The sequence below is a fragment of the Roseococcus sp. GW821-FHT12F05 genome (genome assembly GCF_058806835.1).
The window spans coordinates 232,368-256,816 of the sequence record NZ_JBXAQB010000007.1 but is presented as its reverse complement, the minus strand read 5'-3'; the positions used below and the strand labels follow the sequence as shown (position 1 = coordinate 256,816).

32 protein-coding genes are annotated in these 24,449 nt (G+C 70.1%); 15 read left to right on the top strand and 17 right to left on the bottom strand.

What is annotated here, in order from left to right:
- Window positions 1–8: 8 nt before the first annotated feature.
- Window positions 9–593, top strand: a complete 585-nt coding sequence (locus AC1ROY_RS19135) for a hypothetical protein (RefSeq protein WP_493150457.1) — start codon at window positions 9–11, stop codon at window positions 591–593.
- 40 nt (window positions 594–633) lie between these two features.
- Here the strand turns inward: AC1ROY_RS19135 and AC1ROY_RS19130 are convergent, their stop codons facing one another.
- Window positions 634–948 (bottom strand): 4a-hydroxytetrahydrobiopterin dehydratase, encoded by a 315-nt coding sequence (locus tag AC1ROY_RS19130; RefSeq protein WP_493150456.1) that lies wholly within the window; start codon window positions 946–948, stop codon window positions 634–636.
- A 224-nt stretch (window positions 949–1,172) separates the two neighbouring features.
- On the opposite strand from AC1ROY_RS19130, the gene AC1ROY_RS19125 reads away from it, so the two are divergent.
- From AC1ROY_RS19125 to AC1ROY_RS19105, 5 genes are all read left to right on the top strand, one after another.
- On the top strand, window positions 1,173–1,544 hold the full coding sequence (locus tag AC1ROY_RS19125; protein WP_493150455.1) for a hypothetical protein: 372 nt from the start codon (window positions 1,173–1,175) through the stop codon (window positions 1,542–1,544).
- Complete coding sequence (locus AC1ROY_RS19120) at window positions 1,541–2,410, top strand: peptidoglycan-binding protein (protein WP_493150454.1); 870 nt, start codon at window positions 1,541–1,543, stop codon at window positions 2,408–2,410. Before AC1ROY_RS19125 ends, AC1ROY_RS19120 begins: the two co-directional genes overlap by 4 nt.
- A 157-nt stretch (window positions 2,411–2,567) precedes the next feature.
- Window positions 2,568–3,158: a DUF1194 domain-containing protein gene (locus tag AC1ROY_RS19115; protein WP_493150453.1), complete on the top strand. Its 591-nt coding sequence runs from the start codon at window positions 2,568–2,570 to the stop codon at window positions 3,156–3,158.
- A gap of 9 nt (window positions 3,159–3,167) precedes the next feature.
- The gene (locus AC1ROY_RS19110) at window positions 3,168–3,368 is read left to right on the top strand and encodes a hypothetical protein (RefSeq protein WP_493150452.1); all 201 of its coding nucleotides are present in this window, start codon (window positions 3,168–3,170) and stop codon (window positions 3,366–3,368) included.
- 130 nt (window positions 3,369–3,498) lie between these two features.
- Window positions 3,499–3,690 carry a hypothetical protein gene (locus AC1ROY_RS19105; RefSeq protein ID WP_493150451.1) on the top strand — a complete coding sequence of 64 codons (192 nt, stop codon included), beginning with the start codon at window positions 3,499–3,501 and terminating at the stop codon, window positions 3,688–3,690.
- Window positions 3,691–3,697: 7 nt separating this feature from the next.
- Here AC1ROY_RS19105 and AC1ROY_RS19100 read toward each other — a convergent pair whose 3' ends face one another.
- The 5 genes from AC1ROY_RS19100 to AC1ROY_RS19080 form a co-directional block, all read right to left on the bottom strand.
- A complete protein-coding gene (locus AC1ROY_RS19100) occupies window positions 3,698–4,012 on the bottom strand; it encodes a DUF6894 family protein (RefSeq protein WP_493150450.1) in 315 nt (104 codons plus the stop codon).
- Window positions 4,012–4,305, bottom strand: a complete 294-nt coding sequence (locus tag AC1ROY_RS19095) for a hypothetical protein (RefSeq protein WP_493150449.1) — start codon at window positions 4,303–4,305, stop codon at window positions 4,012–4,014. Before AC1ROY_RS19095 ends, AC1ROY_RS19100 begins: the two co-directional genes overlap by 1 nt.
- Window positions 4,302–4,427, bottom strand: coding sequence for a hypothetical protein (locus AC1ROY_RS19090; RefSeq protein ID WP_493150448.1), 126 nt, complete (start codon window positions 4,425–4,427; stop codon window positions 4,302–4,304). Before AC1ROY_RS19090 ends, AC1ROY_RS19095 begins: the two co-directional genes overlap by 4 nt.
- Window positions 4,428–4,478: 51 nt before the next feature.
- A complete protein-coding gene (locus AC1ROY_RS19085; protein WP_493150447.1) occupies window positions 4,479–4,727 on the bottom strand; it encodes a hypothetical protein in 249 nt (82 codons plus the stop codon).
- Between the two features lie 258 nt (window positions 4,728–4,985).
- Window positions 4,986–5,171 carry a hypothetical protein gene (locus AC1ROY_RS19080; protein ID WP_493150446.1) on the bottom strand — a complete coding sequence of 62 codons (186 nt, stop codon included), beginning with the start codon at window positions 5,169–5,171 and terminating at the stop codon, window positions 4,986–4,988.
- Between the two features lie 118 nt (window positions 5,172–5,289).
- On the opposite strand from AC1ROY_RS19080, the gene AC1ROY_RS19075 reads away from it, so the two are divergent.
- From AC1ROY_RS19075 to AC1ROY_RS19055, 5 genes are all read left to right on the top strand, one after another.
- A complete protein-coding gene (locus AC1ROY_RS19075) occupies window positions 5,290–5,994 on the top strand; it encodes an SOS response-associated peptidase (RefSeq protein WP_493150445.1) in 705 nt (234 codons plus the stop codon).
- Window positions 5,995–6,066: 72 nt separating this feature from the next.
- Entirely contained in the window at window positions 6,067–6,540 is a 474-nt protein-coding gene (locus AC1ROY_RS19070) for a hypothetical protein (RefSeq protein ID WP_493150444.1), read from the top strand.
- Window positions 6,541–6,942, top strand: a complete 402-nt coding sequence (locus AC1ROY_RS19065; RefSeq protein WP_493150443.1) for a hypothetical protein — start codon at window positions 6,541–6,543, stop codon at window positions 6,940–6,942.
- 22 nt (window positions 6,943–6,964) lie between these two features.
- Window positions 6,965–7,195 (top strand): hypothetical protein, encoded by a 231-nt coding sequence (locus tag AC1ROY_RS19060; RefSeq protein ID WP_493150442.1) that lies wholly within the window; start codon window positions 6,965–6,967, stop codon window positions 7,193–7,195.
- Window positions 7,196–7,204: 9 nt separating this feature from the next.
- Complete coding sequence (locus AC1ROY_RS19055) at window positions 7,205–7,432, top strand: hypothetical protein (RefSeq protein WP_493150441.1); 228 nt, start codon at window positions 7,205–7,207, stop codon at window positions 7,430–7,432.
- 599 nt (window positions 7,433–8,031) lie between these two features.
- Here the strand turns inward: AC1ROY_RS19055 and AC1ROY_RS19050 are convergent.
- Window positions 8,032–8,370 carry a 4a-hydroxytetrahydrobiopterin dehydratase gene (locus AC1ROY_RS19050; protein ID WP_493150440.1) on the bottom strand — a complete coding sequence of 113 codons (339 nt, stop codon included), beginning with the start codon at window positions 8,368–8,370 and terminating at the stop codon, window positions 8,032–8,034.
- A gap of 759 nt (window positions 8,371–9,129) precedes the next feature.
- Here AC1ROY_RS19050 and AC1ROY_RS19045 point away from each other — a divergent pair.
- Window positions 9,130–10,272: an HlyD family secretion protein gene (locus tag AC1ROY_RS19045; protein WP_493150439.1), complete on the top strand. Its 1,143-nt coding sequence runs from the start codon at window positions 9,130–9,132 to the stop codon at window positions 10,270–10,272.
- On the opposite strand, the gene AC1ROY_RS19040 is transcribed toward AC1ROY_RS19045, so the two are convergent.
- The 8 genes from AC1ROY_RS19040 to mdcA are packed head-to-tail and all read right to left on the bottom strand — an operon-like array spanning window position 10,229 to window position 17,235.
- Window positions 10,229–11,155: an acyltransferase domain-containing protein gene (locus tag AC1ROY_RS19040; protein ID WP_493150438.1), complete on the bottom strand. Its 927-nt coding sequence runs from the start codon at window positions 11,153–11,155 to the stop codon at window positions 10,229–10,231. The genes AC1ROY_RS19045 and AC1ROY_RS19040 overlap by 44 nt on opposite strands.
- Window positions 11,156–11,165: 10 nt before the next feature.
- A complete protein-coding gene (locus tag AC1ROY_RS19035; RefSeq protein WP_493150437.1) occupies window positions 11,166–12,116 on the bottom strand; it encodes an AEC family transporter in 951 nt (316 codons plus the stop codon).
- On the bottom strand, window positions 12,116–12,994 hold the full coding sequence (gene mdcB, locus AC1ROY_RS19030) for a triphosphoribosyl-dephospho-CoA synthase MdcB (protein WP_493150436.1): 879 nt from the start codon (window positions 12,992–12,994) through the stop codon (window positions 12,116–12,118). Before mdcB ends, AC1ROY_RS19035 begins: the two co-directional genes overlap by 1 nt.
- Window positions 12,991–13,668, bottom strand: a complete 678-nt coding sequence (mdcG, locus tag AC1ROY_RS19025) for a malonate decarboxylase holo-[acyl-carrier-protein] synthase (protein WP_493150435.1) — start codon at window positions 13,666–13,668, stop codon at window positions 12,991–12,993. Before mdcG ends, mdcB begins: the two co-directional genes overlap by 4 nt.
- Complete coding sequence (gene mdcE, locus AC1ROY_RS19020; RefSeq protein WP_493150434.1) at window positions 13,643–14,365, bottom strand: biotin-independent malonate decarboxylase subunit gamma; 723 nt, start codon at window positions 14,363–14,365, stop codon at window positions 13,643–13,645. Before mdcE ends, mdcG begins: the two co-directional genes overlap by 26 nt.
- Window positions 14,352–15,260: a biotin-independent malonate decarboxylase subunit beta gene (locus AC1ROY_RS19015; protein WP_493150433.1), complete on the bottom strand. Its 909-nt coding sequence runs from the start codon at window positions 15,258–15,260 to the stop codon at window positions 14,352–14,354. The genes mdcE and AC1ROY_RS19015 overlap by 14 nt, the downstream gene beginning before the upstream one ends.
- Entirely contained in the window at window positions 15,257–15,574 is a 318-nt protein-coding gene (gene mdcC, locus AC1ROY_RS19010; RefSeq protein WP_493150432.1) for a malonate decarboxylase acyl carrier protein, read from the bottom strand. The genes AC1ROY_RS19015 and mdcC overlap by 4 nt, the downstream gene beginning before the upstream one ends.
- Before the next feature lie 14 nt (window positions 15,575–15,588).
- Entirely contained in the window at window positions 15,589–17,235 is a 1,647-nt protein-coding gene (gene mdcA / locus AC1ROY_RS19005) for a malonate decarboxylase subunit alpha (RefSeq protein WP_493150431.1), read from the bottom strand.
- Between the two features lie 305 nt (window positions 17,236–17,540).
- Here mdcA and AC1ROY_RS19000 point away from each other — a divergent pair, with 305 nt between their 5' ends.
- Window positions 17,541–20,534, top strand: a complete 2,994-nt coding sequence (locus AC1ROY_RS19000; RefSeq protein ID WP_493150430.1) for an ATP-binding protein — start codon at window positions 17,541–17,543, stop codon at window positions 20,532–20,534.
- Window positions 20,535–20,578: 44 nt separating this feature from the next.
- On the opposite strand, the gene AC1ROY_RS18995 is transcribed toward AC1ROY_RS19000, so the two are convergent.
- Window positions 20,579–20,932, bottom strand: coding sequence for a carboxymuconolactone decarboxylase family protein (locus AC1ROY_RS18995; RefSeq protein ID WP_493150429.1), 354 nt, complete (start codon window positions 20,930–20,932; stop codon window positions 20,579–20,581).
- A gap of 214 nt (window positions 20,933–21,146) precedes the next feature.
- On the opposite strand from AC1ROY_RS18995, the gene AC1ROY_RS18990 reads away from it, so the two are divergent.
- Window positions 21,147–22,094 (top strand): helix-turn-helix transcriptional regulator, encoded by a 948-nt coding sequence (locus AC1ROY_RS18990; RefSeq protein ID WP_493150428.1) that lies wholly within the window; start codon window positions 21,147–21,149, stop codon window positions 22,092–22,094.
- A 73-nt stretch (window positions 22,095–22,167) separates the two neighbouring features.
- Complete coding sequence (locus AC1ROY_RS18985) at window positions 22,168–22,614, top strand: winged helix-turn-helix domain-containing protein (protein WP_493150427.1); 447 nt, start codon at window positions 22,168–22,170, stop codon at window positions 22,612–22,614.
- Between the two features lie 63 nt (window positions 22,615–22,677).
- Here AC1ROY_RS18985 and AC1ROY_RS18980 read toward each other — a convergent pair whose 3' ends face one another.
- Window positions 22,678–24,411 carry a cytochrome c biogenesis protein DipZ gene (locus AC1ROY_RS18980; protein ID WP_493150426.1) on the bottom strand — a complete coding sequence of 578 codons (1,734 nt, stop codon included), beginning with the start codon at window positions 24,409–24,411 and terminating at the stop codon, window positions 22,678–22,680.
- Between the last annotated feature and the right edge of the window lie 38 nt (window positions 24,412–24,449).

Genomic DNA, 24,449 nt, shown 5'->3' with positions numbered 1-24,449 from the left:
TACTGACGATGGCGCACACCGGCGAGAGCATCGAGGACGTCGCGGCGCTGAACGCCAAGCTGGACCGGCTGCTCGGCCACACCGACACCAATAAGCGTCAGCGCGAGGAGAGCCTCGCGAACGTCCTCAAGACCCTGGAAACGAAGATCGCTGAGCTGTCGGTGAAGGTGGATGTGAAGCCGAGCGACCCCGTGCCGGGCTGGCTCAAGGTGGTGGCCGCCATCGGCGCGGTGCTGGCGATCTGCATCACGGTCTTCGGCATCGCGATCGGCTACGGGCGCAGCGATGCCACGGTGATCGCGCGCATCCAGGCTGTGGAGACGAATGTGCAGACCACCGCCAGGCTGCGCGATCAGCAGCAGGAGGGCATGCGGGACAGGATCCGCTCCCTCGAGCAGGCGGATCAGGTCGGCGCCGAGCGGATCGGCACGGTGCTGCAGAGCCTCGCCACGATCACTGCTCAGCTGCAGGCGCAGACCGTCCGCATGGAAGAGGTGCTGCGCCGACAGGACCGCCTCGAGAACCGCCTGGGCGCGCGTCCCGGGGCCGCGCAGCCTCCGGAGCAGCCCACGGTCTATCCGCGCCCGCTCTAGGCGCCCCGCCGCTAGATAGGCGGCATCCCCTGGATAGCGCTCAGCTCTTGGGCTGCTGTAGCCAAGGCTGAGGCGAAATGAGGCCGATTGCCTTCGCCAGCTTTTCGTCGACAGGGGTGAAGCCGGATCTCGTGCCGCAGGTGATCTCGACAGTCCGTCCTAAAATCAGAAGGCGCGGAAAACGATCATGTGCCGCCGCGAGCAGGGAAATATGCATGGCAAAAGCCCATGCGCTCCGCTCGTCAGGGAACACGAACGCCCTGTGCAGGCATTTTACTTCTCCGCGAAGCATGTTCCCCCAGCCGGGAACAGAGACGTCATCGAATCGCTCGGGCTTAATTTTCTCGACGACCATTTCGTGCTCCCGGAGCCGTTAGTCCAATGACGATTAACAAGATATCATGGCGGCCCTAATCGACCCTAGCTAGGGCGAGAATCAACGCACCGCCGCGCGGGCAGCGGCATCCTCTCGGCGCTGACTGAAACGGCAGACTCGAGCCCCCGCTCGAGGAGCGCGCAGAACGCGTTCGGCCAATGCCGTCCGCCGTCTCAGCCAGCGGCCGGAACACATCACCGCGCATGCCGCAGTGCAACACGTTCTTCCGCAATAGATTCAACCTCATGGAGATCATCATGGACCTCAAGACCGTCGGCCCCTGGGCCGTGCGCATGCTGCTGCTCGCCCTGGGCGGGTGGCTTACCCGTGCTGGCGTCGGCGACGCCGGTCTCTGGGGCAATGTCGCCGACACGCTCGCCGGGCCGCTGGTGGTGGCAGGCACGGCCGTCTGGTCGTGGCGCGCCACGAAGGCGCAGGTCGAGACGCCGGCCGAGCCTGACGCCCAGATCCGTGCTGCCGTCACGGCCGTCGCGAACGCCGTACCGACCGCGGACGAGATCGCAGGCAAGGCCGCCGACAAGCTCATGGACATCATGGACCGGAGGGCGGGATGAACCTCCCCCTCCGCCTTGGCAGCCGCGGGGAGGATGTGCGCCGCGTGCAGGGCATCCTGGGCGAGGTCCAGGACGGCATCTATGGCGAGGTCACGCGCGCGGCCGTGCGGGCGTGGCAGCAGGCGCGCGGGCTGGCGTCTGACGGCGTGGTCGGGCCGGCGACGTGGGAGACTATGAACCCCGATGCCCCGGCACAGACGCCCGCTCCTGCCGGGGTATGCCTCCCCACCGCCGAAGTCCTGCGCTCCCTCGGCTGGGCCGAGCCGGCCGCATGGTCCGTCCACCTCATCCGCGCCTGCCAGGCGCGCGGGATCACCACGAAGCTGCGGTTGGCGGCCTTCCTGGCCAACATCGGCAACGAGACCGGCGACGGGCGCGTGCTGGTGGAGAACCTGAACTACACGGCCGATGCGCTGATCGAGAAGTTCGGGCAGGGCGATCCGCCGCGCATCACGCCATTCCAGGCGCAGCAGGTCGGGCGCATCCCCGGCAAGCAGCCGGCGAATCCGGAGAGCATCGCCAACATCATCTACGGGGGCGAGTGGGGTCGGCGGAACCTCGGCAACACGCAGCCCGGCGATGGGTGGCGGTTCCGGGGCAGGGGCTGCATGCAGCTCACCGGTCGCGCGAACTATCAGCGGTTCGCCGATCTGGTCGGGGCGAAGCTCGATGACGCCCTCCTGGCTGACCTGGAGCAGATGTCCGGCGCGGCCGAGAGCGCGGCGCATTTCTGGGAGGTGGCGAAATGCAACGTGCCGGCCGACGCCGGCGACATCACGCGAGTCCGGAAGATCGTCAACGGGGGCGCGATCGGGCTCGCTGAGGTCAAGGTGCGCTACGCCAAGGCGATGGCGGTGCTCGCGTGAGCCACGATTTCGTTGCGTGGATCGCCATCGCATTCTTCTCCGTCCCGGCACTCTTCATCGCCTGGCTCTTCGTCGATGAGCGTGTGCGGTACAGAGATTTCCTGCGCAGGCGGGAGCAGGCCAAAAGGGAGGGGAAGCTCTTCCCCTACGAGTGGCGATGATCGCTTGTGCCATCGCCCTCGTGCTCCTCCTCGACGCCAGCGGCAGCATCAAGGACCCGGAGTGGTCGCTGCAGATCCACGGTCACGCGGCCGCGCTGGAATCGCCCGAGGTAGTCCGAGCGATCGATCGGGATGACGGCCTCGCCGTGGCCGCGCTGGCCTTCAGCGACGGCGCCACACCCCTCCTGTCCTGGCGGGTGCTGCGCTCGGCCGAGGATGCGTCACTGGCGGCCAGGGCGCTGCGGGAGGCGCCTCGGGGCTATCCCGGCGGCACCGACATCGGCGGCGCGCTCCACGCCGGCCTGCGGGCCCTGGGCGAGGCTCCGTGCGCGGCCGAGCGCGAGGTGATCGACCTGGTCACCGACGGCGAGGCGAACGAGGCCACCACCCTCGCGGCGCGCGCTTATGCCGGGGCGCAGGGCGTGCGCATCAACGCGATCGGTGTGGGACCTGTCGGTGCGGCCGACTGGCTGCGCGAGAACGCCGTGACGCCGGGCGGCTTCGTCATGCAGGCTGAGACCTGGGCGGATTTCGGGCGGGCCGTGCAACGCAAGATCACGCGGGAGATCGCGAGCGCGGGTAGGTAGAAGCGGCTTATGGATGACCTTCTGAAGCGCTTGGTTGCGGCCCTTGAGGCACAAGGGCAGGAGCATGGGCACGACAGCCCCTATGTCGATGTCCAGGGCGACCGCGTCCTGGTCGACGGCTATATCGATCCGGTGACGCTACTTCGACACATGGGCCTCGCCCAGGATGCCGATCCCAGGCCCGAGATTGCTGACGCTGCACAGGGCTAGAAGTGAGCGCGGGGTGATGAGCCTCGTAGTCGTGGATGCGACTTCCACCGCAGCAAGAGAGCCCCGCCGGAGCAATCCGCGCGGGGCTTTTGCGTTTCAGGGCGGGTGGCGAGCGTGGTAGGGTGAGGGTATGGACAAGCCCAACCCCGCGTACGGCATCTACAGCGGCATCGGTGATATTTTCACGCCGAAGCAGGCTGGTTGGATTCGGCGCCCGGAGCTCGGCGGCCCGTGCGAGGACGTTTGGGAGAAGCCTGACGGCGAGCTCTTTGCAGTGGCAAAGGGTGCGGTTCCCGCCATCGTAAAAGCGCCGACGCGCTGATCTCAGATCACAGCCGGCTTGCCTTCGCCCCCTGCGCGGCCAGCCGCGCCGCCGCGCGTTGGGCCTTCTTCTCCTTGACGGCCTGAAGCATCTCAGGCGTCACCGCTTGCCCGGTGTGGGAGTGGCGGTAGACGTGTCCGCCCATCTCGTCGTGCACCGTGCAGGCGCAATCCAGCGCCTTGGTCGTGTCCCAGATCCGCGTGAGGGAAGAGACGACGTCATTGGCCCGCTTTCGGGCCTCGTCGCGATCGGCGAGCTCCCGGCCCGCGGTGTCCTTTTGGACCAGGCCGTTCACGTCCAGGTCGAAGAAGTAGCGCGGCATCAGCCCTTCGCCCCGCGCAGCTTGAGCCCCGCCCGCCGGCGCGCCTCCACCCGCTGCCAGGTCTCACGCGCCGTCTCGGCGGTGGGCGGCTGTCTGCGGTGATCCTGGAGCCCGGACGCCGCGAAGGCCTCCGCGGCCTTCGTCCAATTCATGCCCTTGTGCGCCAGCAGCTCGGCGGCGTCGGCGTGGTGGGTCTCCATCCATTCGGCCAGCGGAGAGGTGAGCCAGCGGCCCTCCATCTCGCGCTCGACCTCCTGGCGGAACCTCGCCTGGATGTCGTCGGCGCCGCTCATCGCGTGAGCTGCGAGAGTTGCTGCGGCATCTTGCTGCCGGGCACCAACTCCACCGGCCCGCCGCCGAGGATCCCCCAGCTGACGGCCCCAGCGACCAGCACGAACGCGACCAGGATCCTCATCTCTGCCTCCTGCGGCGGACGAATCCCAACGACTCGGCGCGGCCAACGGTTTCAGGCGCTGCCGGGCGGGTTCTTCATCCCCGCCGAGAGGTCGGCGGCCTCCGCAAACTTGGCGCCGATCGCCTTCATCTGGTCGGCCTGGAACAGGAAGCGGGCCCGCTTCTGCGGGCCGTCGATCTTCTCGACGTCCTCCAGGAAGTGCACCGTCAGGACCACGTGGTCCGGCCCGAAGAGGTCGAAACCCACGCCCGTGACCAGGGCGGGCTCGATCATCGGGTTGGCGGGGCGCTTCTTCGGCATGGCGGGCTCCTGGGGTCCGGAAGCCATCCTAACGCGCCCGCGGACCTTCCGAGCGCGCCTTGATCAGGATCCCCTGATCACCCACTCCTGGCCGCCCCCCGTGCCCGTGGGTGTCGATCCCCCCGGCGCGCCATGGTCCGGCCGGTCGATCAAGCTCGCCTGTCACCCGGCCGCCGCGCTGGAGGTCGGCCCGCGTCCCGCAGCCGTGCGCTCCACCTCCTCCCGAAACCGATCCGTGAAGTCCGGCGTGGCCGCAGCTCAGGCCTTCTTGGGCCGATCGCCCTTGTCGCCTTGGCCTGGCTTCGCCGGCGTCGTCGCGTGCTGCCGCTGGTCGGCGGCGAGCGACTTGCCGACGTCGACCACCTCCTTGAACTGGCCCTTCTCGTCGCGGCGCACGTAGCGCTTGTCGGTGCCGGTATCGATGAGCTCTCGCTTGGCGGGCATGGCCGAACCTCCTGTTGACCTTCGCCTAACGCGCGGGGTTTCAGGGCGTTTCGGGCGCGACCCTTGGAAGGGCACCTCGATCTGGAAATCCGTCGCATGCTGCGGCAGGCTCTCGGGCATGTGCAACCTCTACTCCCATATGCGCAGCCAGGCGGAGGTCCGTTCGGCCGCCCGCGCCATGCGCGACGGGCTGGGCAACCTGATCCCCCAGCCAGGCATCTACCCCGACTATTCCGCGCCGATCGTTCGCGCGGGCGCCGACGGCGTGCGCGAGCTCGCCATGGCGCGTTGGGGGCTGCCGTCGCCGAAAAACCTGCTGCCGGCCAGCGGGCGGGATCCCGGCGTCACCAACGTCCGCACCACGACCAGCCCGCACTGGCGGCGCTGGCTTGGCGTCGAGCATCGCTGCCTCGTGCCCTTCAGCAGCTTCTCCGAGCCTGCGCTGGCGGCCAGCGGCAAGACGGAGCCATGGTGGTTCGCCTTCGGCGAGGAGCGGCCGCTCGCCTTCTTCGCCGGGATCTGGGTGCCGCAGTGGACCTCGATCCGGAAGGTGAAGGAGGGGACGGTCACCGCCGACCTCTTCGCCTTCCTCACCTGCCCGCCCAACGCCGAGGTGGGGGCGGTGCACCCCAAGGCCATGCCCGTCATCCTCACGACCTCCGAGCAGCTCGAGTTCTGGATGACGGCGCCCTGGGAGGAGGCCCGGAAGATGCAGGCTCCCCTGCCCGATGGCGCGCTCACCATCGTGGCCCGGGGCGGCCGGCAGGACCCTCCCGCCTCCGTTGATCCCGTGCCGGCGCCGGCGCAGGGCTCGCTGCTCTAGCGGATTCCCGACTCGACTCCCCCTTGATGTTCCGTTTATGTTCTCGTCATCGAGAGCATGGAGAGGAATGCAATGCACGCCAACGACGTCACGTCGGGGCGCCAGCCCCTGCTGCGCCCGGATGGCCAATGGGATCGTGTGGCCCTGGCGGCCTGGTTCCAGGACGATGCCTGCCTCAAGGTCGCCATGCCGGACGACGACCTGTCCTATCTCGGCCCGCACGCCGGCGACCTGCTGGTCACCGATGACGGCGTAGCGCCCTATGTGGGCGGCCTGGTGCTGGTCACGGACAGGGAGACGATGCCCGTTTCGGTCGGGCTGGTCGACCGTGGTCGGGGCGGCCGCCTCTGCGTCGAGGACGGCCACGATCTCCTGCCGATCGAGGGTGAGGATCTGCCCGATGGGCTGGTGCTGATGGTCGTGGGCTACGTGCCGATGCCGTCGGGCGGGGTGCCGACGCTGCGCGATCTGCTGCGCGCCGAGGCGCTGCCCCGCCAGATGCTGCCGCGGGGCCTTTCGATGCCGCCCGAAGAGCTGCCGTTCTGAATGAAGACCTATGACGATCTGAGCTGGCAGGACATCCAGGACCTCTACCGCGAGGTCATAGCCGCCCTCGAGCGCGCCGAGGGGCCGGACGAGGATCTGGATCGGCGCATTGCGTTGCTTCTCCGCCGCGATCCAGGCGCCCGGTACACGGCGGATCTGGCCGCGGTCGAGGCCGAGGTCCGCAGGGATCACGCGCGCAATAGCGGCTGGTCGGTGCAGGAGACACCCTATGTCGACGCGCACATCTGGGACGGCTCGGCGGTCGAAGCCGAGGCAGAGTTTCACTCCTATGCCTGGCGGTCGCCGGTGGGCCCGCCGCTGATGGACCGACCGCCGGTCAACACGGCCATCGCGCTCAGCCTCGCCCACCTCCGCAGCATGGACGAGCTGTTCGGCGACTGAACGGCGTCGGAAAGGAACGACTATGGACGGGGCGCTATCGGACGCGCCGGCCGGCGATATCGCTCGCCCGGAGATGATCCCCGCCGGCTTCACCATGGCCACCTTGGCGGCCGTGATGGCCGCTGCGGGAGCCGCCCGGCTGGCGGGCAAGGATCCTGCCCTCGCAGCCCGCGAGGCGGCCTGGGCGCAGCACCCGGCCCTGCCAGCGTCGCTGATCTCCGACGCCGTGCAGTACGTGCTGGCGCGGAGCTGAAGGTGCACCATGGCCGCCAACATGCGCGGGCCCAAGCCGGTCGACCCGCTGTACTGGCGCCTCAATAGCTTCCTCTCTGTCAGATGCACCGGCTGCCGCAACTGGGCCGGGGCGCGGGTCCAGACCTGGATCGTCTGGCACCGCCTCGACGATCGGATCACTTTCCACGACATGCAGCGCCGGATGGTGTGCCTGCGCTGCCGGACCTATGGGCCGAAGATGGATTTGAGGGAGTGACGGCATGGTAGATTGGTTGCCAGTTTACGCAACTGATTTGACATCTTTGTGATGGTCCACGTTGGCAGCACGGGTTCGAATCCCGTACGGGTCGCCATCCAAATTTTCTGTTGATTTGCGGAAATTTTCATACCCGGCGGGTTGGCATGCGCCTCGCGTCCCTCTCAACTGCGGTGCCGAGGCGAGGATCAGGCCCTCTCGCGCAGTGTAACGAAGGAAGGTCGGGGGACGACCGGCCATGGGATGGATGGCGTCGCCAGGGTGAAGATCGCGGTGGCGGTCTCGCTGTCGCCTGGTGCTTGGCTGGTCCACGCTGGCGCGGCTGCCGCGCCGGGCGAGGGCAATCTCGGCGGCTGGGCAAGCCCCTTCACAAGCCGCCATCGCGTCTGCCCGTCTGTGCGGGCATACGACGGATTCAGTCATGCCGACGTTCAGAATCTTACAAATAATTGCAAAGAAAAATTGCGACATGAGTGAATTAATATCATCGCTCAAGGGCGATAATATTAAGGAATGATGCGCCTGGCTCGGGGGAAATCCGCGCCAGGTTTCTGTCGAGGTGCTCCAATACCGTAAGACGACGCTTGGGTCGAACCGGATCAGCGAGTTCGCGACGACGAGGTTTTGGCCTTGGTCTTGTTGACCGGAGCCGGAGGAGGAGGAAGGATTGAGTCGATTGCCTTGGCCATCTCGACATCTGCTTCCGCAAATGCCCCGAGCTCCCCTGCCGACAGGATCACCGTGACCCTTTCACAATTGTTAATGAGTTCGGGATACTGATTGCGCGATGCCGCGAGTATAGCGACTTGTGTCAGGAAGCCCCACGCTGTCGAAAAATCCTTGAAACGAAACTTTCTCTGGATTGCTGCCCGCCCATCTATCCCGCGCCACTGCGACAGTTCTTTGAGGGCGACAGTAGGGTCAAGAACATCATTCATAATACATTCCCCTTGCCTGACATTTTGCTAAAAAAGCCGGAAATGCTGCACTGCGCAATAGCATTTCGCGATCGCCACAAAAACGTCGACCTTCAGCAGGCTCTGCTCGCCAGAACCCTGGATTGTCAGCCGGTTGGGCATCTCGCACCACTTGGCGCCCGCCGGCCTGGATGTGCCCCGACGCTGCGGCCGGAGCGGCTGTAAAGGAGAGGGGGCCGGCTGATTTCGAGGCCCGGCCGAACAGGCCCTTCCGCATCCCGGCGATGCCGGCTTGCTCGCCTGCTCCGGCAAGCGCCCCTCCCCACCGGCATTAACATTTACTTTCGGGGCTTTTCCGATTTTTGCTCGTGTTTCGCGGCCGCCGCATGCGACCGATGCCGCCACGCGGCATTGTCCGAACATTTCCGTCAACCGTCGAGGTGACATCATGTCGTTTCCACGCATCCGATGCGCGGCCCTGCTCGCACGCCCGCTGAACTTGGCGGCGCCGATCATGGCGACGGCTCAGCCCGCCCGGAACATCGTCCCTGTGCAGGGCGCACGGGTGGGCGGCCCGGGTTGGCGCTCCGTCCGCGACATCCTGACCGCGAGGGGCCAGGAACCCTTGACGCGCACCGGTGCGTCCAGGCCTGGCGGGGGAGGAGCGCGCCCAAGGTCCAAGGCCCGCTCCACGCCATCGACAGGACCTGCTCGCCTTCATCCGGCGCCGCGCGCCAGGAATGGCGCCGGCAGGCCGGTTCCCTCGGAAGGAGCTGAACCATGTCGGCCACGCCACTCGTGAAGACCCCGACCGTCAGCGCAACGGTGCGCCGCCTGGACCTGCCGCTGCTCGGCGCGGCGCTCGTGCTGGCGGGCGCCGTGGTGGCCTCCTCCTTCTGGGTCTGGCTGGGGGACGAGTCGGTGCAGACGACGGACGACGCCTCGATCCAGGCGAACATCTCGCAGCTCAGCGCCCGTGTGGCGGGCAACATCCTCCGCCTCGGCGTCACCGACTACCAGCGCGTCCATGCCGGCGACCTCCTGGTCGAGATCGACCCGGCGGACTTCCAGGCCGCCGTGGCCCAGGCCGAGGCCGCGCTCGCCGGCGCCACCGCCACGCTGGCCAACCTGCAGAACCAGAAGGCCCTGCAGGAGGCCGCCATCGCCACCGCCATCGCCCAGCGCGACGCCGCCGTCGCCCAGCGCGTCGTCACCCAGAAGGAGCGCGACCGCCAGGTCACCCTGCTCGCCGGCGGCATCGCGGGCACGCGCCAGCTCGTCGAGCAGGCGACGGCGGCCTACGACAAGGCCGTGGCCGACCTCAACGCCGCCGAGGCCGCGATCGTCGCCCAGCGCCGGCAGCTGGAGGTGCTGAACGGCCAGGGCGCGGAGCTGCTCGCGGCGCAGCAGGCGGCGGCGGCCGCGCTGCAGACGGCGCGGCTGCAGCTCGGCTACACGCGGATCGTGGCGCCCTATGACGGGATGGTGGGGGCGCGGCAGGTCCAGCTGGGCAACTACGTGACGCCGGGCACGGCGCTGATCCCGCTGGTGCCGCTGCCGCTGGTCTATGTGACGGCGAACTACCGCGAGACGCAGCTGACGCACATCGCGGTGGGGCAGCGGGCGGAGGTGACGGTGGACATGTTCCCCGGCGCGGTGCTGCTGGGGCGGGTGGACCGCACCTCGCCGGCGAGCGGGTCGACCTTCTCGCTGCTGCCGCCGGACAATGCGACGGGGAACTTCACCAAGGTGGTGCAGCGCATCCCGGTGCGGATCCTGCTCGACCCGGGGCAGCCGCTGATCGACCGGCTCAGGCCGGGGAGCTCCGTCACGGCCTCCGTCCATGTCAGGGAGATGGCCGCGGAGGCCGGGACGTCCCTCAGCGATGCGCCAGCCATGCACGCGCGCCCTGCAGGGTCCTGAAGTCGTCCAGGCTTCGTGCCGGAACGTCGCCACGGATCCCGGCCACCATCTCGCTCAGCGCCGGCCCGGGGCCGAGCTCCAGGAAGGCGGTGGCGCCCGCCTCCAGGCAGCCCTGCAGGCAGGCCACCCATTGAACGGTCCGGGAGGCCTGCGCGGCCAGCTTGTCGAGGCCGGCGTCGGCATCAATGGCCGGGGTGCCATCGATCCCGCTCAGGAGCCGCGTGCCGCTGCGCGGAGGCCTCACCGACACATGGCTCAGGCTCTCCCGGAACACGGCGGAGGCCGCCGCGAGCCGCTTCGTATGGGACGCGACCTCCACGGGCACGGCGACGACCCGCGTCGCGTTCATCGCCTTCGCCGCCTCGGCGAGGGCGGCGAGGGCCGCGCCGCTTCCCCCGAGGAGGAAGGCATCGCCCGGATCGACGATGGCCACCGCGGCATCGTGCTGCGCGCACAGCCCATCGATGGCATCGCGGGAGAGGCCACGGACGAAGAGCAGCCCGTCGCCGGGGCTGGAGGCCGCATCCATGGCCTCCGCCCGCTGCGCGACGAGATCGAGCGTGTCCGTCATGTCCAGCCTTCCCGCGACGCCCCAGGCCGCCACCTCGCCCACGCTGTAGCCGGCCACGACGAGCCGGTCGGGCAACGCATCCCCCAGCACCGCCGCCGCAGCCAGCGCCTGCAGGGTGCAGAGGATCTGGCCGAGGCGGTTGTGGTGCAGGTCCTCGCTGGTCGCGGTCCGGACGATCTCGCGGGGGTCCCGGCCGCCGAGCAGGGTCGCCGCATGCGCGAAGAGGCCTGCGGCCTCCGGCGCGTCGCCGGTCAGGGCGAACATGCCGGGATGCTGCCGCCCCTGCCCGGAGCACAGGATGGCCAGCGTCACAGCCAACACCTCATTGCGGGAAGAGCACGGCGATGGCGACCGCCATCGTCACGATGCTGAAGATGGTGCTGGCGATCACCATGGAGCCCGTCGTCGCGGAGTCCAGCCTGTAGTTCACGGCAAAGAGGATGCCGAAGAAGCCCGAGGGCACCGCGCCGAGCAGGATGGCCGTCTTCGCCGTCTCCGGCGCCATCGGCAAGGAGAAGACCACCGCGGCCACCAGCAGCGGCCGGAGGACATCGGCCATGCCCGTCGCGCCCACGACCTTCCAGTCCAGCCGGAAGGACTGCGCCGAGAGGATCAGCCCCGTCAGGAACAGCGCCACACCGGCGGCGGCATGCCCGATGAGCAGCAGGCAGGCCTCGGCGACGCTGCCAAGCTGCAGCTCGGACAGCGAGACCAGGATGCCCAGCGCCGGTGCCGCCACGACGGGCTTGGTCAGCGCGCGCCGCAGCGCCCGGAGCACCCGCCGCGTCGAGGTCTCGCCGGCGCCGCCCGACTTCCCGTTTGTCATCTCCAGCAGGATCAGCGTGAGCGGGCTGACCAGGATGGAACCGGCCGCCAGGGCCACGGCCAGTGGCACCGTCCCGCTCGGCCCCAGCACGGCGGAGACGATCGGCAGGCCGACGCCGGCCAGGTTCGGGAAGGCGATCGTCAGCGCCTGCAGGGAGGCATCCGCCTTGGTCGCCTTCCAGAGCGCCCGCGCCAGCACGTACCAAGCGAAGTACAGCGCCAGCATGGCCCCGCCGAAGATGGCGAAGAGCGGTGCCTGCGCGAACATCTGGCTGCGCGAGGCCGAGGCGGTCGCCACGAAGAGCGACGCCGGCAGGGCGAAATCCATGACGAGGGCGTTGAGGCCCCCGATCTGGCCGTTGTCGATGATGCGCAGCTTCCCGGCGCCATAGCCGAGGGCCATCACGAAGAAGATCGGCGCCAGCGCCAGCAGGATCGCATGGGCCATCAGCAGGGCATCCTTTCCTGGGCATCGACGAACAGGCTCATGGCGAGGAGGTCCGCCGAGCCGCCCGGGCTGAGCCGGCGGGCGACGAAGTTCTCGTGCACCGATCGCGCACGCTCCCGCCAATCCGCCCGGCCGACGCCGCCCTCGGCGAGGAATCGCCGGGCCGCGCGATGGGCGAAGCGAAGGCCGGCCGGGCCGCCACGATGCAGCAGGTTGGTGTCCTCGAGGACGGCGATAAGGGCAAAGCAGGCCTCGACGCGCGCGGCCTCGGCATCACCGGGAGCGGCGAGCGCCGCCCTCCGCAAGGCCGGCAGCCCGACCTCGTAGACGCCGGGAAATCCCTGGGCGGCCTCCAGCCGGGCGCCGCCGGCGCCGTAACGGCGGCGGGCGCCGTTGCCGTGGCTGTGCAGCAGGATCGGACCATCGAGAATGCTGCCGCCCCAGAGCCGCGAGACAACGGCTCCCAGGGGCAGGCCGGGATCGATCCGGCCGCCGGCCCTGGCGCCGGCCGCCGCGCAGAGCAGTCCCATTCCGAAGATGGCGCCCCGATGCGTGTTGACCCCCGAGGTCGCCGCGAACATGGCCGCCTCGGCGTCGAGGCCGATGATCCGCAGGCGCCCCATCCCGCAGCCCTCGGCGCCGGCCTCAGCCAGGGCCTGGAGATGCGGCGCGATGGAGGCGGCACTGGCCCGGAAGGTGTCGGCGGTCATGTCCGTGTGGCTGCCGGCATCGACATGGCTCACAAGGCCGGGCTTGGGCCAGGTCTCCAGCTCCAGCAGCAGGCAGCGCACCGCCGTCGCCGCGATGCCGCCGGCATCGGGAAGGCCCGCCGGTCGAAGCCGTGCGGGACACGCGACCCGTGCGAGGGCGGTCGTCATGGCGCCCCCCCGCGGAGAAAGAGGCCGGCCTCGCACAGGCTGACGCCGTCGATGGTCTTGACCAGGACCTCGCGCGCGTCGGCATGGACCTCCCGCCAATTCACGGCGGCGCCGTCGTCGCGGACCAGCTCGCCATCGAGCCGCATGGGCGCTGCGGCCTCGATCCCGGCCAGATCGGCGGCCAGGGCGCGAAGATCCGTGTCGCGGCGGACATGCAGCAGGAGATCGAGGTCGGAGCTGTCGGTCACGTAGTCCAGCCCGGTCAGCACCTGCCAGGCCAGGCTGCCGAAGACCCGCGCCTCCACGGCATGCCGCGACGCCAGCGCGGCGAGGCTGTCGAGAGCGGGCCACCAGGCCAGCGGCGCCATGAGGGTGGCAAGGTTCAAGGCGGGCGGCGGTGCCGTCGAGACGATGTCCCGAGGATGCATGAGGACGGAAATCCGCCGCTTGCCGGCAAAGGGCGGCAGCGGCAGGCCCAGCGCTACTCCTTGCGCCTCGCCCGGCATCGGACGCCGTCCGATCAATGGCCACCCCTGCTCGACCCACCCGGCGGCGAGCGGCTCGGCGGCCAGGTCCGCGCGCGTCCCGAGCAGCGAGCGCCACGCGGCCGGACGGACGAAGATCAGGTCGTGGCGGCGGACCCGCCGGTCACCGTGGCAGGAGGGCGAGGTCATGCACGCGCTCCGCGATCTCGGCGGCCTTCAGCCGGCCCTTGCGCTCCAGACCGAGCGCGCCCCGCCGGTCGCGCGCATCCGGCATCTTCGCAAGCAGCACGTCCAGCTGGTCCGCCAGCGGGGCGGCCTCGTCCCAGATCTCATGCACGGCGCCGGTCTGGCTCAGGTTCTGCAGCCCGGGCGCGAAGACCGGCGTGGATTTCGCCTTCTCCTGCAGGACCTCGATCGGCAGCTTCGTCACCCGCGCCATGGAGGGCAGGTCCATCACCGCAGGATCGGCGCCGGGCAGCCCCACCAGCACGCGGGTCGCCAGCGCCGTGGCCAGGAAGGCGCCGGCCGCCGTATGGCCGTAGAGCAGGCCGATGGTCGGCCGGCCCTGCAGGTCTGCATGGATGAGGCACTTGGCGAGATGGGCCAGGAACTCGTTCAGCCCCAGCAGCTCGTCGCGCCGGCTCATCCGCTGGCTGTCGCTGTCCACGATCACGAGGATCGGGCCGCTGTCCTTCCCGATGGAGCCCAGCACGGCTCCGGACAGGCGGATGGCCTCGTCCACGCCGACCGCGGTGCGGTCCGCGATGCCGATGACCAGCGCCCGGCCGCCGGCCCGGAGAGAGCCCGATCCCAGCAGCACGCCGTGGTCGTTGGTCACGTCGTGGCCGCCCGGGAAGAGGGAGGCAAGGATGTCATCGAGCGTCACGGGGGATCCTCCGGACCTGGTCGGCGAGCGGGATGAACTGGTCGGCGGGCAGGGCCGGAACCGAGGCGGGGTCGGGGACGCCCTCCGCCGCCCAGATGTCGGTGGCGTCCCGGCACGCGCCGAAACGCTGCAGGCGGTCCTCCAGGCGCGACTGCTCGGCCTTCAGCGTGTCGAGGCCGAAGCCCGCGACGGAGCCCAGCAGCTCCAGCGCCGCGTCGCGAAACCCCTGCACCGTGTCGTCGGTGAAGGCATCGGCACCGCCGAGCAGCCGCCGGTGCTTGCCGCCCATCGTGCGCCAGACCAGGGCGTGATCCTTGGAATCGAACTCCTCGACTCCGCGGTTGGTCTCGATGACCTCCGGGCCCGAGACGGCGATGCGCCCCTGCTCGGACACCGCCAGCGCCGAGCAGCAGCCGGCGATCAGCCCGCCGCCGCCGTAGCAGCCGGAGCGGCCGCCGATCAGCCCGATCACCTTCACGCCCGCGGTCCGCGCCTCGATCACCGCGCGCATGATCTCGGCGATGGCGAGCTCGCCCGCATTGGCCTCCTGGAGACGCACGCCGCCGGTGTCGAACAGGATCAGCACGGGGGTCGTCCTGATGTCCCGCGCGGCGCGCAGCAGGCCGGTCAGCTTGGCGCCATGGACCTCGCCGAAGGCGCCGCCCATGAAGCGGCCTTCCTGCGCCGCGACCAGCACCGGCGATCCGTCCAGGCTGCCGCGGCCCACGATGATCCCGTCGTCGAACTGCTCGGGCAGGCCGAAGACCTTCAGATGCGGGCTCACCTCGCGCATCTCCGGCCCGATGAACTCCTCGAAGCTTCCGGGGTCGAGCAGCAGGCGCAGCCGCGCCCTTGCCGAGGCCTCGTACCAGCTGGCCATCCGATCGGCGCTCATCGGTCGTCCTCCGCCATGAGGCGGACGGCCTGGGCCAGGCGCAGCGAGACCGTGTCGGGGCGCGCGCCGCCGTCGTTGATCGAGAACTTCAGCCCGCCGGGCGAATAGCGTTCGACGAAGTCCGCCACCACGGCATCCCAGACCTCGCCGAAGCCCTCGGCCGCGGTCTTGATCTCCAGCTGGCATTCGGTGTCGGGCAGGACGCGCTCCACCAGCACCTCCAGATTGCCCGAGGCCACCACGCCGATCAGGGCCATCCGCCGGTCGCCGGCGGCGCGTTGCCGCGCGCTGTGGTGCAAGGTCAGGTCTTCCATCGGGGCTTTCCTTCTCACCAGTTCCGGAATTTGGAGGGCGGCGCGTAGAGCCCGCCCGACCAATGGACGAGGTCCTTGATGGAGCGCGCCGCCAGCATGTTCCGGTCGGCGTCGAGCGGGTCGATGCCGAGGTCCTCCGGCCGGCGGATCACGCCGCGCTCGCGCAGGCTCTGGACCATCTTCCTGTCCCGGCCACGGCCGACCTCGGTGTAGCCGGCCACGCCGCGGATCGCCTGCTCGCGCTCGTCGCCGCTCCGGCAGAGCAGCAGGTTGGCGATGCCCTCCTCGGTGACGATATGCGTGACGTCGTCGCCGTAGATCATGACCGGCGCCAGATCGAGCTTCAGCTTCTCGGCCAGCGCGATGGCATCGAGCTGCTCGACGAAGAGCGGCACGTTCTTGTCACCGAAGGTCTCGCCGATCTGAACGACCAGCTTGCGGCCGCGGCGCAGCAGCGCGAGGCTGTCGGGATCGGCCTCCTTGCCGGCCTGCAGCCAGGGCCCGCTCGGATGGCGGCGGCCGCGGGCGTCGCTCCCCATGTTGGGCGCGCCGCCGAAGCCGGAAACGCGCGTCGTCGTCACCGTCGAGGAATGGCCCTGCAGGTCGATCTGCAGCGTGGAGCCGATGAACATGTCGCAGGCGTAGAGGCCGGCCGTCTGCGACAAGGCCCGGTTGGAGCGCAGCGAGCCGTCCGGCCCGGTGAAATACACGTCCGACCGGGCGCGGATGTAGTCGTCCATCCCGACCTCGGAGCCGAAGGAGTGGATCTGTTCCACCCAACCGGATTCGATCGCCGGGATCAGCGCGGGATGCGGGTTGAGCGCGAAATGCGTCGCGACCTTGCCCTTCAGCCCCAGCTTCTCGCCATAGGTCGGCAGCAGCAGCTCGATCGCGGCGGTGTTGAAGCCGATGCCGTGATTCAGCCGGCGCACGCCATAGGGCGCGTAGATGCCCTTGATCGCCAGCATCGCCGTCAGGATCTGCGCCTCGGTGATGGCGGCCGGATCGCGTGTGAACAGCGGCTCGACGAAGAACGGCTTGTCCGACTGGATGACGAAGTTCACGCGGTCGCCGGGGATGTCGACGCGCGGTACCTTCTCCACGATCTCGTTCACCTGGGCGACGACGACGCCGTCCTTGAAGGCCGTCGCCTCCACGACCGTCGGCGTGTCCTCGGTGTTCGGCCCGGTGTAGAGGTTGCCCTCGCGATCCGCGCTGACCGCCGCGATCAGCGCCACGTTCGGCGTGAGGTCGATGAAGTAGCGGGCGAAGAGCTCCAGATAGGTGTGGACCGCCCCCAGCTCGATCTTGCCGCCGAAGAGCATCGTCGCGATGCGCGCCGATTGCGGGCCGGAATAGGCATAGTCGAGCTTCTTCGCCACGCCGCGGTCGAAGATGTCGAGGTGCTCCGGCAGCACGACGCCGGACTGCACCATGTGCAGGTCGTGCACCTTGGCGAGATCGACCGCGAGGAGCGCCGCGCTGAGCAGGTCCGCCTGCTTCTGGTTGTCGCCCTCCAGGCAGACCCGGTCGCCGGGCCGCAGGATGGCTTCCAGCAGGCCGGTGGCGTCCTGCGCCTCGACGATCTTGCCCTTCGCCAGCCTCGCGCCCGCTGCGATGCGGGCATCGCGCGCTTCCCGACCGTGCCGCCAAGCCGTCATGATCCCTGCTCCTCAGTCGTGAAGCTGTCTTACAGACGGGGTTCCACGGCGTATTTCGAAGAGCGGGCAGGCTTTCCGGTTTCGCACGTTCCTCTGGGCGGCCGACGAGAGGACGGGGCGTGCCGCTCCGACACCCGATAAGATAAACGTTGCGTAGCCGTTTTAAAGGAATTCATTCTTTAACGAACTCTAACAACGAGGGTAGCCTGACCACGCCGTGGAGCTTCGGCTCGGCGGCAGGCCGGGCGCTGTCCGCGTCACAGGAACGCAGCAGACGTGATCCACTGCGAGCATCTCCAGCCTCGATGGGCGTGCCGGCCGCGGACACGCGCGCGGCGCCGCCGCGCCGCATCGGGCACCGCGGCATGATGGTCGCGCAACCGGTGGAGGCGGTTCCCGGCGAGCGGGAAGCCGCGACGAAGCCCATCTATGCCTATCGCGGCTGGGAGGCCGACTTCAGCCGGCGCGAGCTCCACATCGACGGCCGGATGGTGCCGATCGGCGGGCGCGCCTTCGAGATCCTGGAGATTCTCCTGCAGGCCGGCGGCCGCCTCGTGTCCAAGACCGATCTCATCGCGCATGTCTGGCCCGGCGTCTTCGTGGAGGAGAACACGCTGCAGGTGCATATCCGGGCGATCCGCAAGGCCCTGGGCCCGGACCAGGGACTGCTGCGCTCGGTCTGGGGCCGCGGCTACATCCTGGCCGGCGAATGGGTCGCCCGCCGCACCGCGGAGCCTCGCCCTGCCGACCAGGCCCCGCCTCCGCCGGTCCTGCCGCCATCGGACTCCGGCGCCCTCCCCCTGACGCCCGCGCGGCTGATCGGCCGCTCCACGGCCCTGCAGCAGCTGGGCGACTACCTCTCCGCCTATCGGCTGGTGACGCTGGTCGGGCCGGGAGGCATCGGCAAGACGCGGCTCGCCCTGGAGGTCGCGCGCTCGCTCATGCAGAAGTACCATGGCGATGTCCGCTTCGTGGATCTCGCCGCGCTGAGCGATCCCAGGCTCGCGCCTTCCGCCGTCGCCAGCGCGCTCAAGCTGGAGCTGCCTCCGGGCGAGACCTCGCCGGTGGGCATCGCCACGGCCATCGGCGCCCGCGCAGTCCTCATCCTGCTCGACAATTGCGAGCACCTGCTCGAGCCGAGCACCGAGATCGTGGACGCGATCATCCGGCAGTGCCCCAACGCCAGCATCCTCGCCACCAGCCGCGAGATGCTGCGGACGGAAGGCGAGTTCTGCTTCCGCGTGCCGCCGCTGGAGGTCCCGCCCGAAACTGTCCAGGGCGGCCGGGAGCTGCTGCGCCACAGCGCCGCCCAGTTCCTCGTCTCCCGCATCGAGGAGCTGCGCGGCGGCGGCCCCGTGACCGAGGCGGAGGCCCCCGTCATCGGCGCGATCTGCCGGCGGCTGGACGGGATTCCGCTCGCGCTCGAATTCGCTGCCTCCCGCGTCGCATCCCTGGGTGCGGAGGCGGTCCTCACCGGCCTCCACGAGCGCTTCAGCCTGTTGACCGGCGGCCGCCGCACGGCCCTTCCCAAGCACCGGACGCTGCGCGCGACCCTCGACTGGAGCCACGACCTGCTCTCCGAGGCCGAGCGCGCGCTGCTGCGCTCCTTCTCGGTCTTTCCGGCGGGCTTCACCCTGGAAGCGGCCATGGCCGTGACCGACGGCGAGCTGGGCGACGCCGCCGCCGTCATGGTGGGCATCTCGAACCTCGTCGCGAAATCCATGATCTCGCTGGACAGCGGCGCCTCCGACACGCGCTGGCGGCTGCTGGAGACGACGCGCGCCTATGCGCTGGAGCAGCTCGTCGCGGCGGGCGAGGCCGAGGCGGCGAAGCGCCGGCACGCCGTCTACTACCGCAACATGATCGCCGCCGAGCCGGCGGCGAGCCCCACTGCCGAGGACCTCGTGCGCCATGGCCGGGAGCTGGAGAATGTCCGCGCCGCCCTGAGCTGGGCCTTCGCGCCGGGCGGCGATGTCGCGACCGGCGTCGAGCTCACCACGGCCTATGTCCCCGTCTGGCTCCAGCTCCTGCTGGTCGTGGAATGCACCGACAGCATCCAGCGCGCCCTGGCCCAGCTGACGACGGAAAGCGGGCTGGGCGACGAGGTCGCGGCCTGGCTGTACATCAAGCTCGGCTTCGCCCTGCTCAACACGGCGGGGCTCGTCGACAGCACGGCCGCGGCGCTCCGCACGGCGCTGCGGCTCGCGGAGAGGCTCGACGATTCGGCGCTGCGGCTCCGCGCCCTCTGGGCCACCTGGAGCCTGCACCTGAATGCCGGCCGCTACGAGGAGGCGCACGACGCCGCCTCCCGGCTCCTGCGGATCGCGGAGGGGGCGCACAATCCGGCGGACGTGGCCGTCGGCCATCGCCTGCTGGGCACGGCCCTGCACTACATGGGCCGGCAGCCGGAAGCCCGGGAGCTGCTGGAACGCGCGCTCGACCATCAGCACGCGGCGACAGACCAGGCCCAGTCGATGTGGTTCCTGGTCGACCAGAGGGTCCTCACGCAGGCGATGCTCGCGCGCGTGCTGCTGATGCAGGGCGAGCTGGAGGAAGCGCTCCGCCTCGCGCTCCGCAACCTGGCCGAGGCGCAGCGGGCGAATGACCGGCTCTCGATCTGCTACGCCCTGCGCAACGCGCTGTGCCCGGTGGCGCTCGCCATCGACGATCTCGGCCATGCCGAGGCGGCTGTCGCGCTGCTGTCCGACCTGTCGCTGCGCAACGGGATGGCCTTCTGGACGAGCTGGGCGCAGTGCCTGCAGGGCCAGCTGGAGGTCCGCCGCGGCGACCATGCCAGGGCCATCCCGCTCCTGCGCTCCGGCATCGGCACGCGCAACCAGGCCGGATGGCTGATGCGCAACCCGGAATTCATGGGGAATCTGGCCGAGGCCATGGCGCAGACGGGACAGGCGGCGGAGGCGCTGGACCTGGTCCGGGAGGCCGCCGCCATGGCCGAGTCGGGCCAGCAGCGCTGGTGCCTGCCGGAGCTCCACCGGATCGAAGGGGACTTGCTCCTCTCCCAGGGCGAGCGGTCCGCGGCCGAGCGGCGCTTCGACCTCGCGCTCGCCACGGCAGGCGAGCAGGGGGCCCTGCTGTGCGAGCTGCGCGCCGCGCTCGCCCTGGCGCGGCTCCGGCTGACGGAAGGCCGCGCGGCCCAGGCGGAGGCAACGCTCCGCCCCGTCTACGACAGGTTCGGCAGCGGGCTCGACCTTCCGCTCCTGCGCCGGGCGCGCGAGGTGCTGGCCGAATGCCGTGCCCTCGCCGCTCCGGGCCGGGTGGATGCCAGGACGGTGGAATAGGCGGAGGAGCGGCGTCCCGGCTTAAGGCCTGCGGGGAATTGGCCCTAGTCGGGCAGGCCGTCCGAATGGACCCCGAAGGCCTCCAGCGCCCGCAGCGAGGAGACCAGGGCCACGCCGGCCCCGAGGGCCACGGCCACGCACAGCACCTCGGCCACCTCGCCGCGCGAGGCGCCGTGCTTGGCGGCCGCATTGGCATGGAGGGTGATGCACCCGTCGTTCCGGGCCATGACGGAACAGGCCAGGGCGACCAGCTCCCGCGTCTTCGTGTCGAGGTGCCTCGTGTCCTCGCCCGCCGTCATCAGGGTCCGGTAGCCGCGCACCGTGTCGGGGCTGAGCTCGCCCATCTCGCTGACGCGCGCGAGCAGCTGTTCCAGATAGCCGGTCCAGTCGAGCATCATGCGGAAGGTCCACCCCTGGCATCCCCGGGGGCGAAGCCTAGTCGGACCGATCCTCCGGCGTCTGCTGTCGCCATCCGCCGACTTTCAGAATCGCACGGCGCGATGGGTCGCAGGGGGTGCATGAATACGCCTTCATTTTTCTTCAGAACCGCTTCCGGGACTCGGGATTCGGCTTCGCCTAGGGTCCAGCCCATCCAAATCGACGGGGGCTGCGATGGAGCTGCACGGGATCGGGCCACCGGATCCATTCCGGGACGATGCGCAGCGGGCCTGCGCGGCGATCGATGAGAATGCACCCTGGCGGCAGCCCTTCGCCGACGGCGCCTCCGGGCCGCAAGGACCGCGCATCCTCGCGGCACGATGGCGCTCCCTCCAGCCGGGAAACCGGGAGGTCAGCGCCAGGACGCCCGCCTCGTGCCATGTCGTCGGCATCGCCCTCCGGCGCTTCGAGGTGCGCTTCGAGGTGGACGGGCACATGCTGCTCGACGGCTTCGCCCTGCCCGGCCTCGTGAACGTCACGGAGCCGGGCGCCATGGCCCGCGGCCGGTTCCGCGGCCCCTACGACAGCCTGCATCTGAGCGTCCCGAACGAGCTCGTCGCCGAATGCATGGCCGACCGGGCGGGCCATCGCCCGTGCAGGATACCCTCCGGCGTCGGCGCCGTGCCGGATCCGGCGCTCTACAAGCTCGGCGTCGCGCTTCTGAGCGCGTCGCAGCTCGGATGCGGCCTGGACGAGCTCTACGCGGACTCGATCGGCCTCGCCATCCTGGCCCGGGTCATCGCGGTCGCGGATGGGGCCGATCTTTCGGAGCGGGCGCGCGCCACGCCCCTGCCGAAATGGCGCCTGAAGCGCGCCCTGGACTATCTCGAGGGCAAGCTCAAGGACCGGGTGACGCTCGCCGACGTCGCCGCCGCCGTCGGCCTCTCCAGGATGCACTTCGCCTCCCAGTTCCGGGCGGCCACGGGCCAGCGGCCCCACGAGTACCTGCTGCGCCGCCGGATCGAGCGGGCGCAGGAGCTTCTCGCCCGGTCGGGGACGCCCGTCGGCGAGGTGGCGCTCGAGGTCGGGTTCGACAGCCAGTCGCACTTCACGACGGTCTTCAAGCGCCTCGTCGGGCACCCCCCGCGGGCCTGGCGCGCCCTCTATCGCCGAGCCGCGTGAGCGGCGGCCCCGCAAGGATGCCCGAACTCCCCGCGGGGTCGGATCACACCCATTTCAGGAGAGACAGATGACCATGAGCCAGACGATCCTCAAGCGCGCGACGCCGCGCCCTTCGACGCATCCCGTCCGGATTCCAGAGGCGATCATCCCATCGGCTCCCGCCCGCGTCTGGACGCAGGCCGAAGCGCCGCCGAGCTTCGCCTTCGGCCCCTTCCGGCTCTGCATCCGGAGGCGGTCCCTTGAGCGGGACGGCACGCGGGTGGCCCTCGGCAGCAGGGCCCTGGATCTGCTCGAGCTCCTCGTGCGGCGCGCCCCCGATGTCGTCAGCCAGAGCGAGCTGATCGCCCATGCCTGGCCCAACCTCGTGCTCTGCGACGAGAACCTTCGCGTCAACATCGCGGCGATCCGGCGGGTGCTCTGCGACGAGCATCGCGACCCGAAATACGTCGTGACCATCTGGGGCCGCGGCTACTGCTTCGTGGCCCCGGTCTCGCGATGCGAGGGCGGCGGCCCGGCCTGACGTTCCGGCGCGGGACCTGGCCGGGGTGAGCGACGCGCCGCCCCGAGGAGCGGCGCTGGCCGCTCATCCGAAGGTGAAGGCGTAGGCCCGCACGCCGGCGCCGAAGAACTCGATGGTGAAGGTCCGCGGGGCCACCGCGCCCGCCTGCCGCACCAGCTGGTACAGCCGCGCGTCGCGCACGACGCCCCAGCCCTCGGCATCCACGTCGAAGCCGTGGTCGGCCCCGGGAGGAGCGCCGTCCAACGTGACGCGGAACCGGATGGCCTGCCCCTGCGACGGAGGCGCGAGCACGAGGTGCAGGTCGCGCGCATGGAAGCGATAGGAGATGGCAGCGGAGGCCTCGTTCGCGGTGGCGAACTCGCTGCCGACCGTCCAGGGGCCCGAGAGGCTCCAGCGGTTCAGCGGCAGCGGCACGGCGGCCCGATACACGCTGGGCGTATCCCTCCGGATGTCGCCGGGAGAGGCGAGGTTCGCGGCCAGCCTGTAGCCGACATAGGTCTCGTCCGAGCGAAGGTTCCGCGGATCCGGCGCGGCCTCCAGCCCCATGGCGGTGACGGGGGCGGCCGTGCCGGCAGGCGGCGCGCCATCGGCCTCGGCCTCGGCCAGCAATTGCCGGATCAGCCGCTCGGACTGCTCGTAGCCGCCCTCGCCGAGCACCCGGTGGCGCACCCGGCCGTCGGCGCCGATGAAGTAGAAGGCCGGCCAGGCGCTGTTGCCGAAGGCCCGCCAGATGCCGAAGTCGTTGTCGATCGCCACGGGATAGCCGACGCCGAGCGACATCGCGGCCCGGCGTACATTGTCGACATCCCGCTCGAAGGCGAATTCCGGCGTGTGCACGCCGACGACCACGAGGCCGCGATCCCTGTAGGTCTCGGCCCAGGCGCGGAGATACGGCAGCGTCCGCAGGCAGTAGATGCAGGAATAGGTCCAGAAATTCACCAGGACCACCTTGCCACGCAGGTCCTCGGCGCGGAGCGGCGGGGTGTTCAGCCATTGCCGCGCGCCGGGCAGCGCGGCCAGCGGGCCGGAGAGCGCCGGCGTCGAGGCGGCGCGCGCGGGGGTGGTCATGCTGAAGCTCGTCTCGCTCTGCAGGATGTCGATGAGATGCTGCTCGACGGCGTTGGTGCCGGCGGCGGACAGGCGGGCCAGCAGGCCGGTGTCCAGCCCGAGCCAGATGGTCGCGGCGCCCGCCACCACGGCGGCGCCGAGGATGCGGCGCAGGCCGTCCCCCCACCGCACCGAGCGCTTCACGGCCGCCAGGATGCGCCCGCCGAGGAGCACGCCCGCGGCCAGCGAGGTCGCCGCGCCCAGACCATAGGCCAGCAGCAGGAACGAGGTCTGCAGGCTGGGGCCGCTCAGCGCCGCGCCGGTCAGGATCAGGCCCAGCACCGGCCCCGCGCAGGGCGCCCAGACCAGCCCCGTCGCGACGCCGAGGAGGATCGAGGAGGCCACCGTCGCTCGAGGCCCGACCCGGTCCGAGAGCCTGGACCCGAGCGACACCAGCGGCCTCGCCAGCCATGTCGCGAGGCCGGGCAGGAGCATCGTGAGCCCGAACAGCGTCATCAGCACCAGCGCGGTGGTCCGCCCGTAGCGGTTCGCCTCCACCGCCCAGCCGCCGGCGACCGCCGCCAGGCTCGCCACCGCCGCGAAGGCGAAGGCCAGGCCGAGGAGCATCGGCAGGCCGCCGCGCCGGAACGGCTCGTCCGCGCGCGCCAGCACGAAGGGCAGGATCGGGAAGATGCACGGGCTGGCGATGGTGAGCACGCCGGCCAGATAGGCGAGGATGAGGAGCGTCATCGGTCAGACCATCCGGGATTCACAGGGTGCCGGAACCT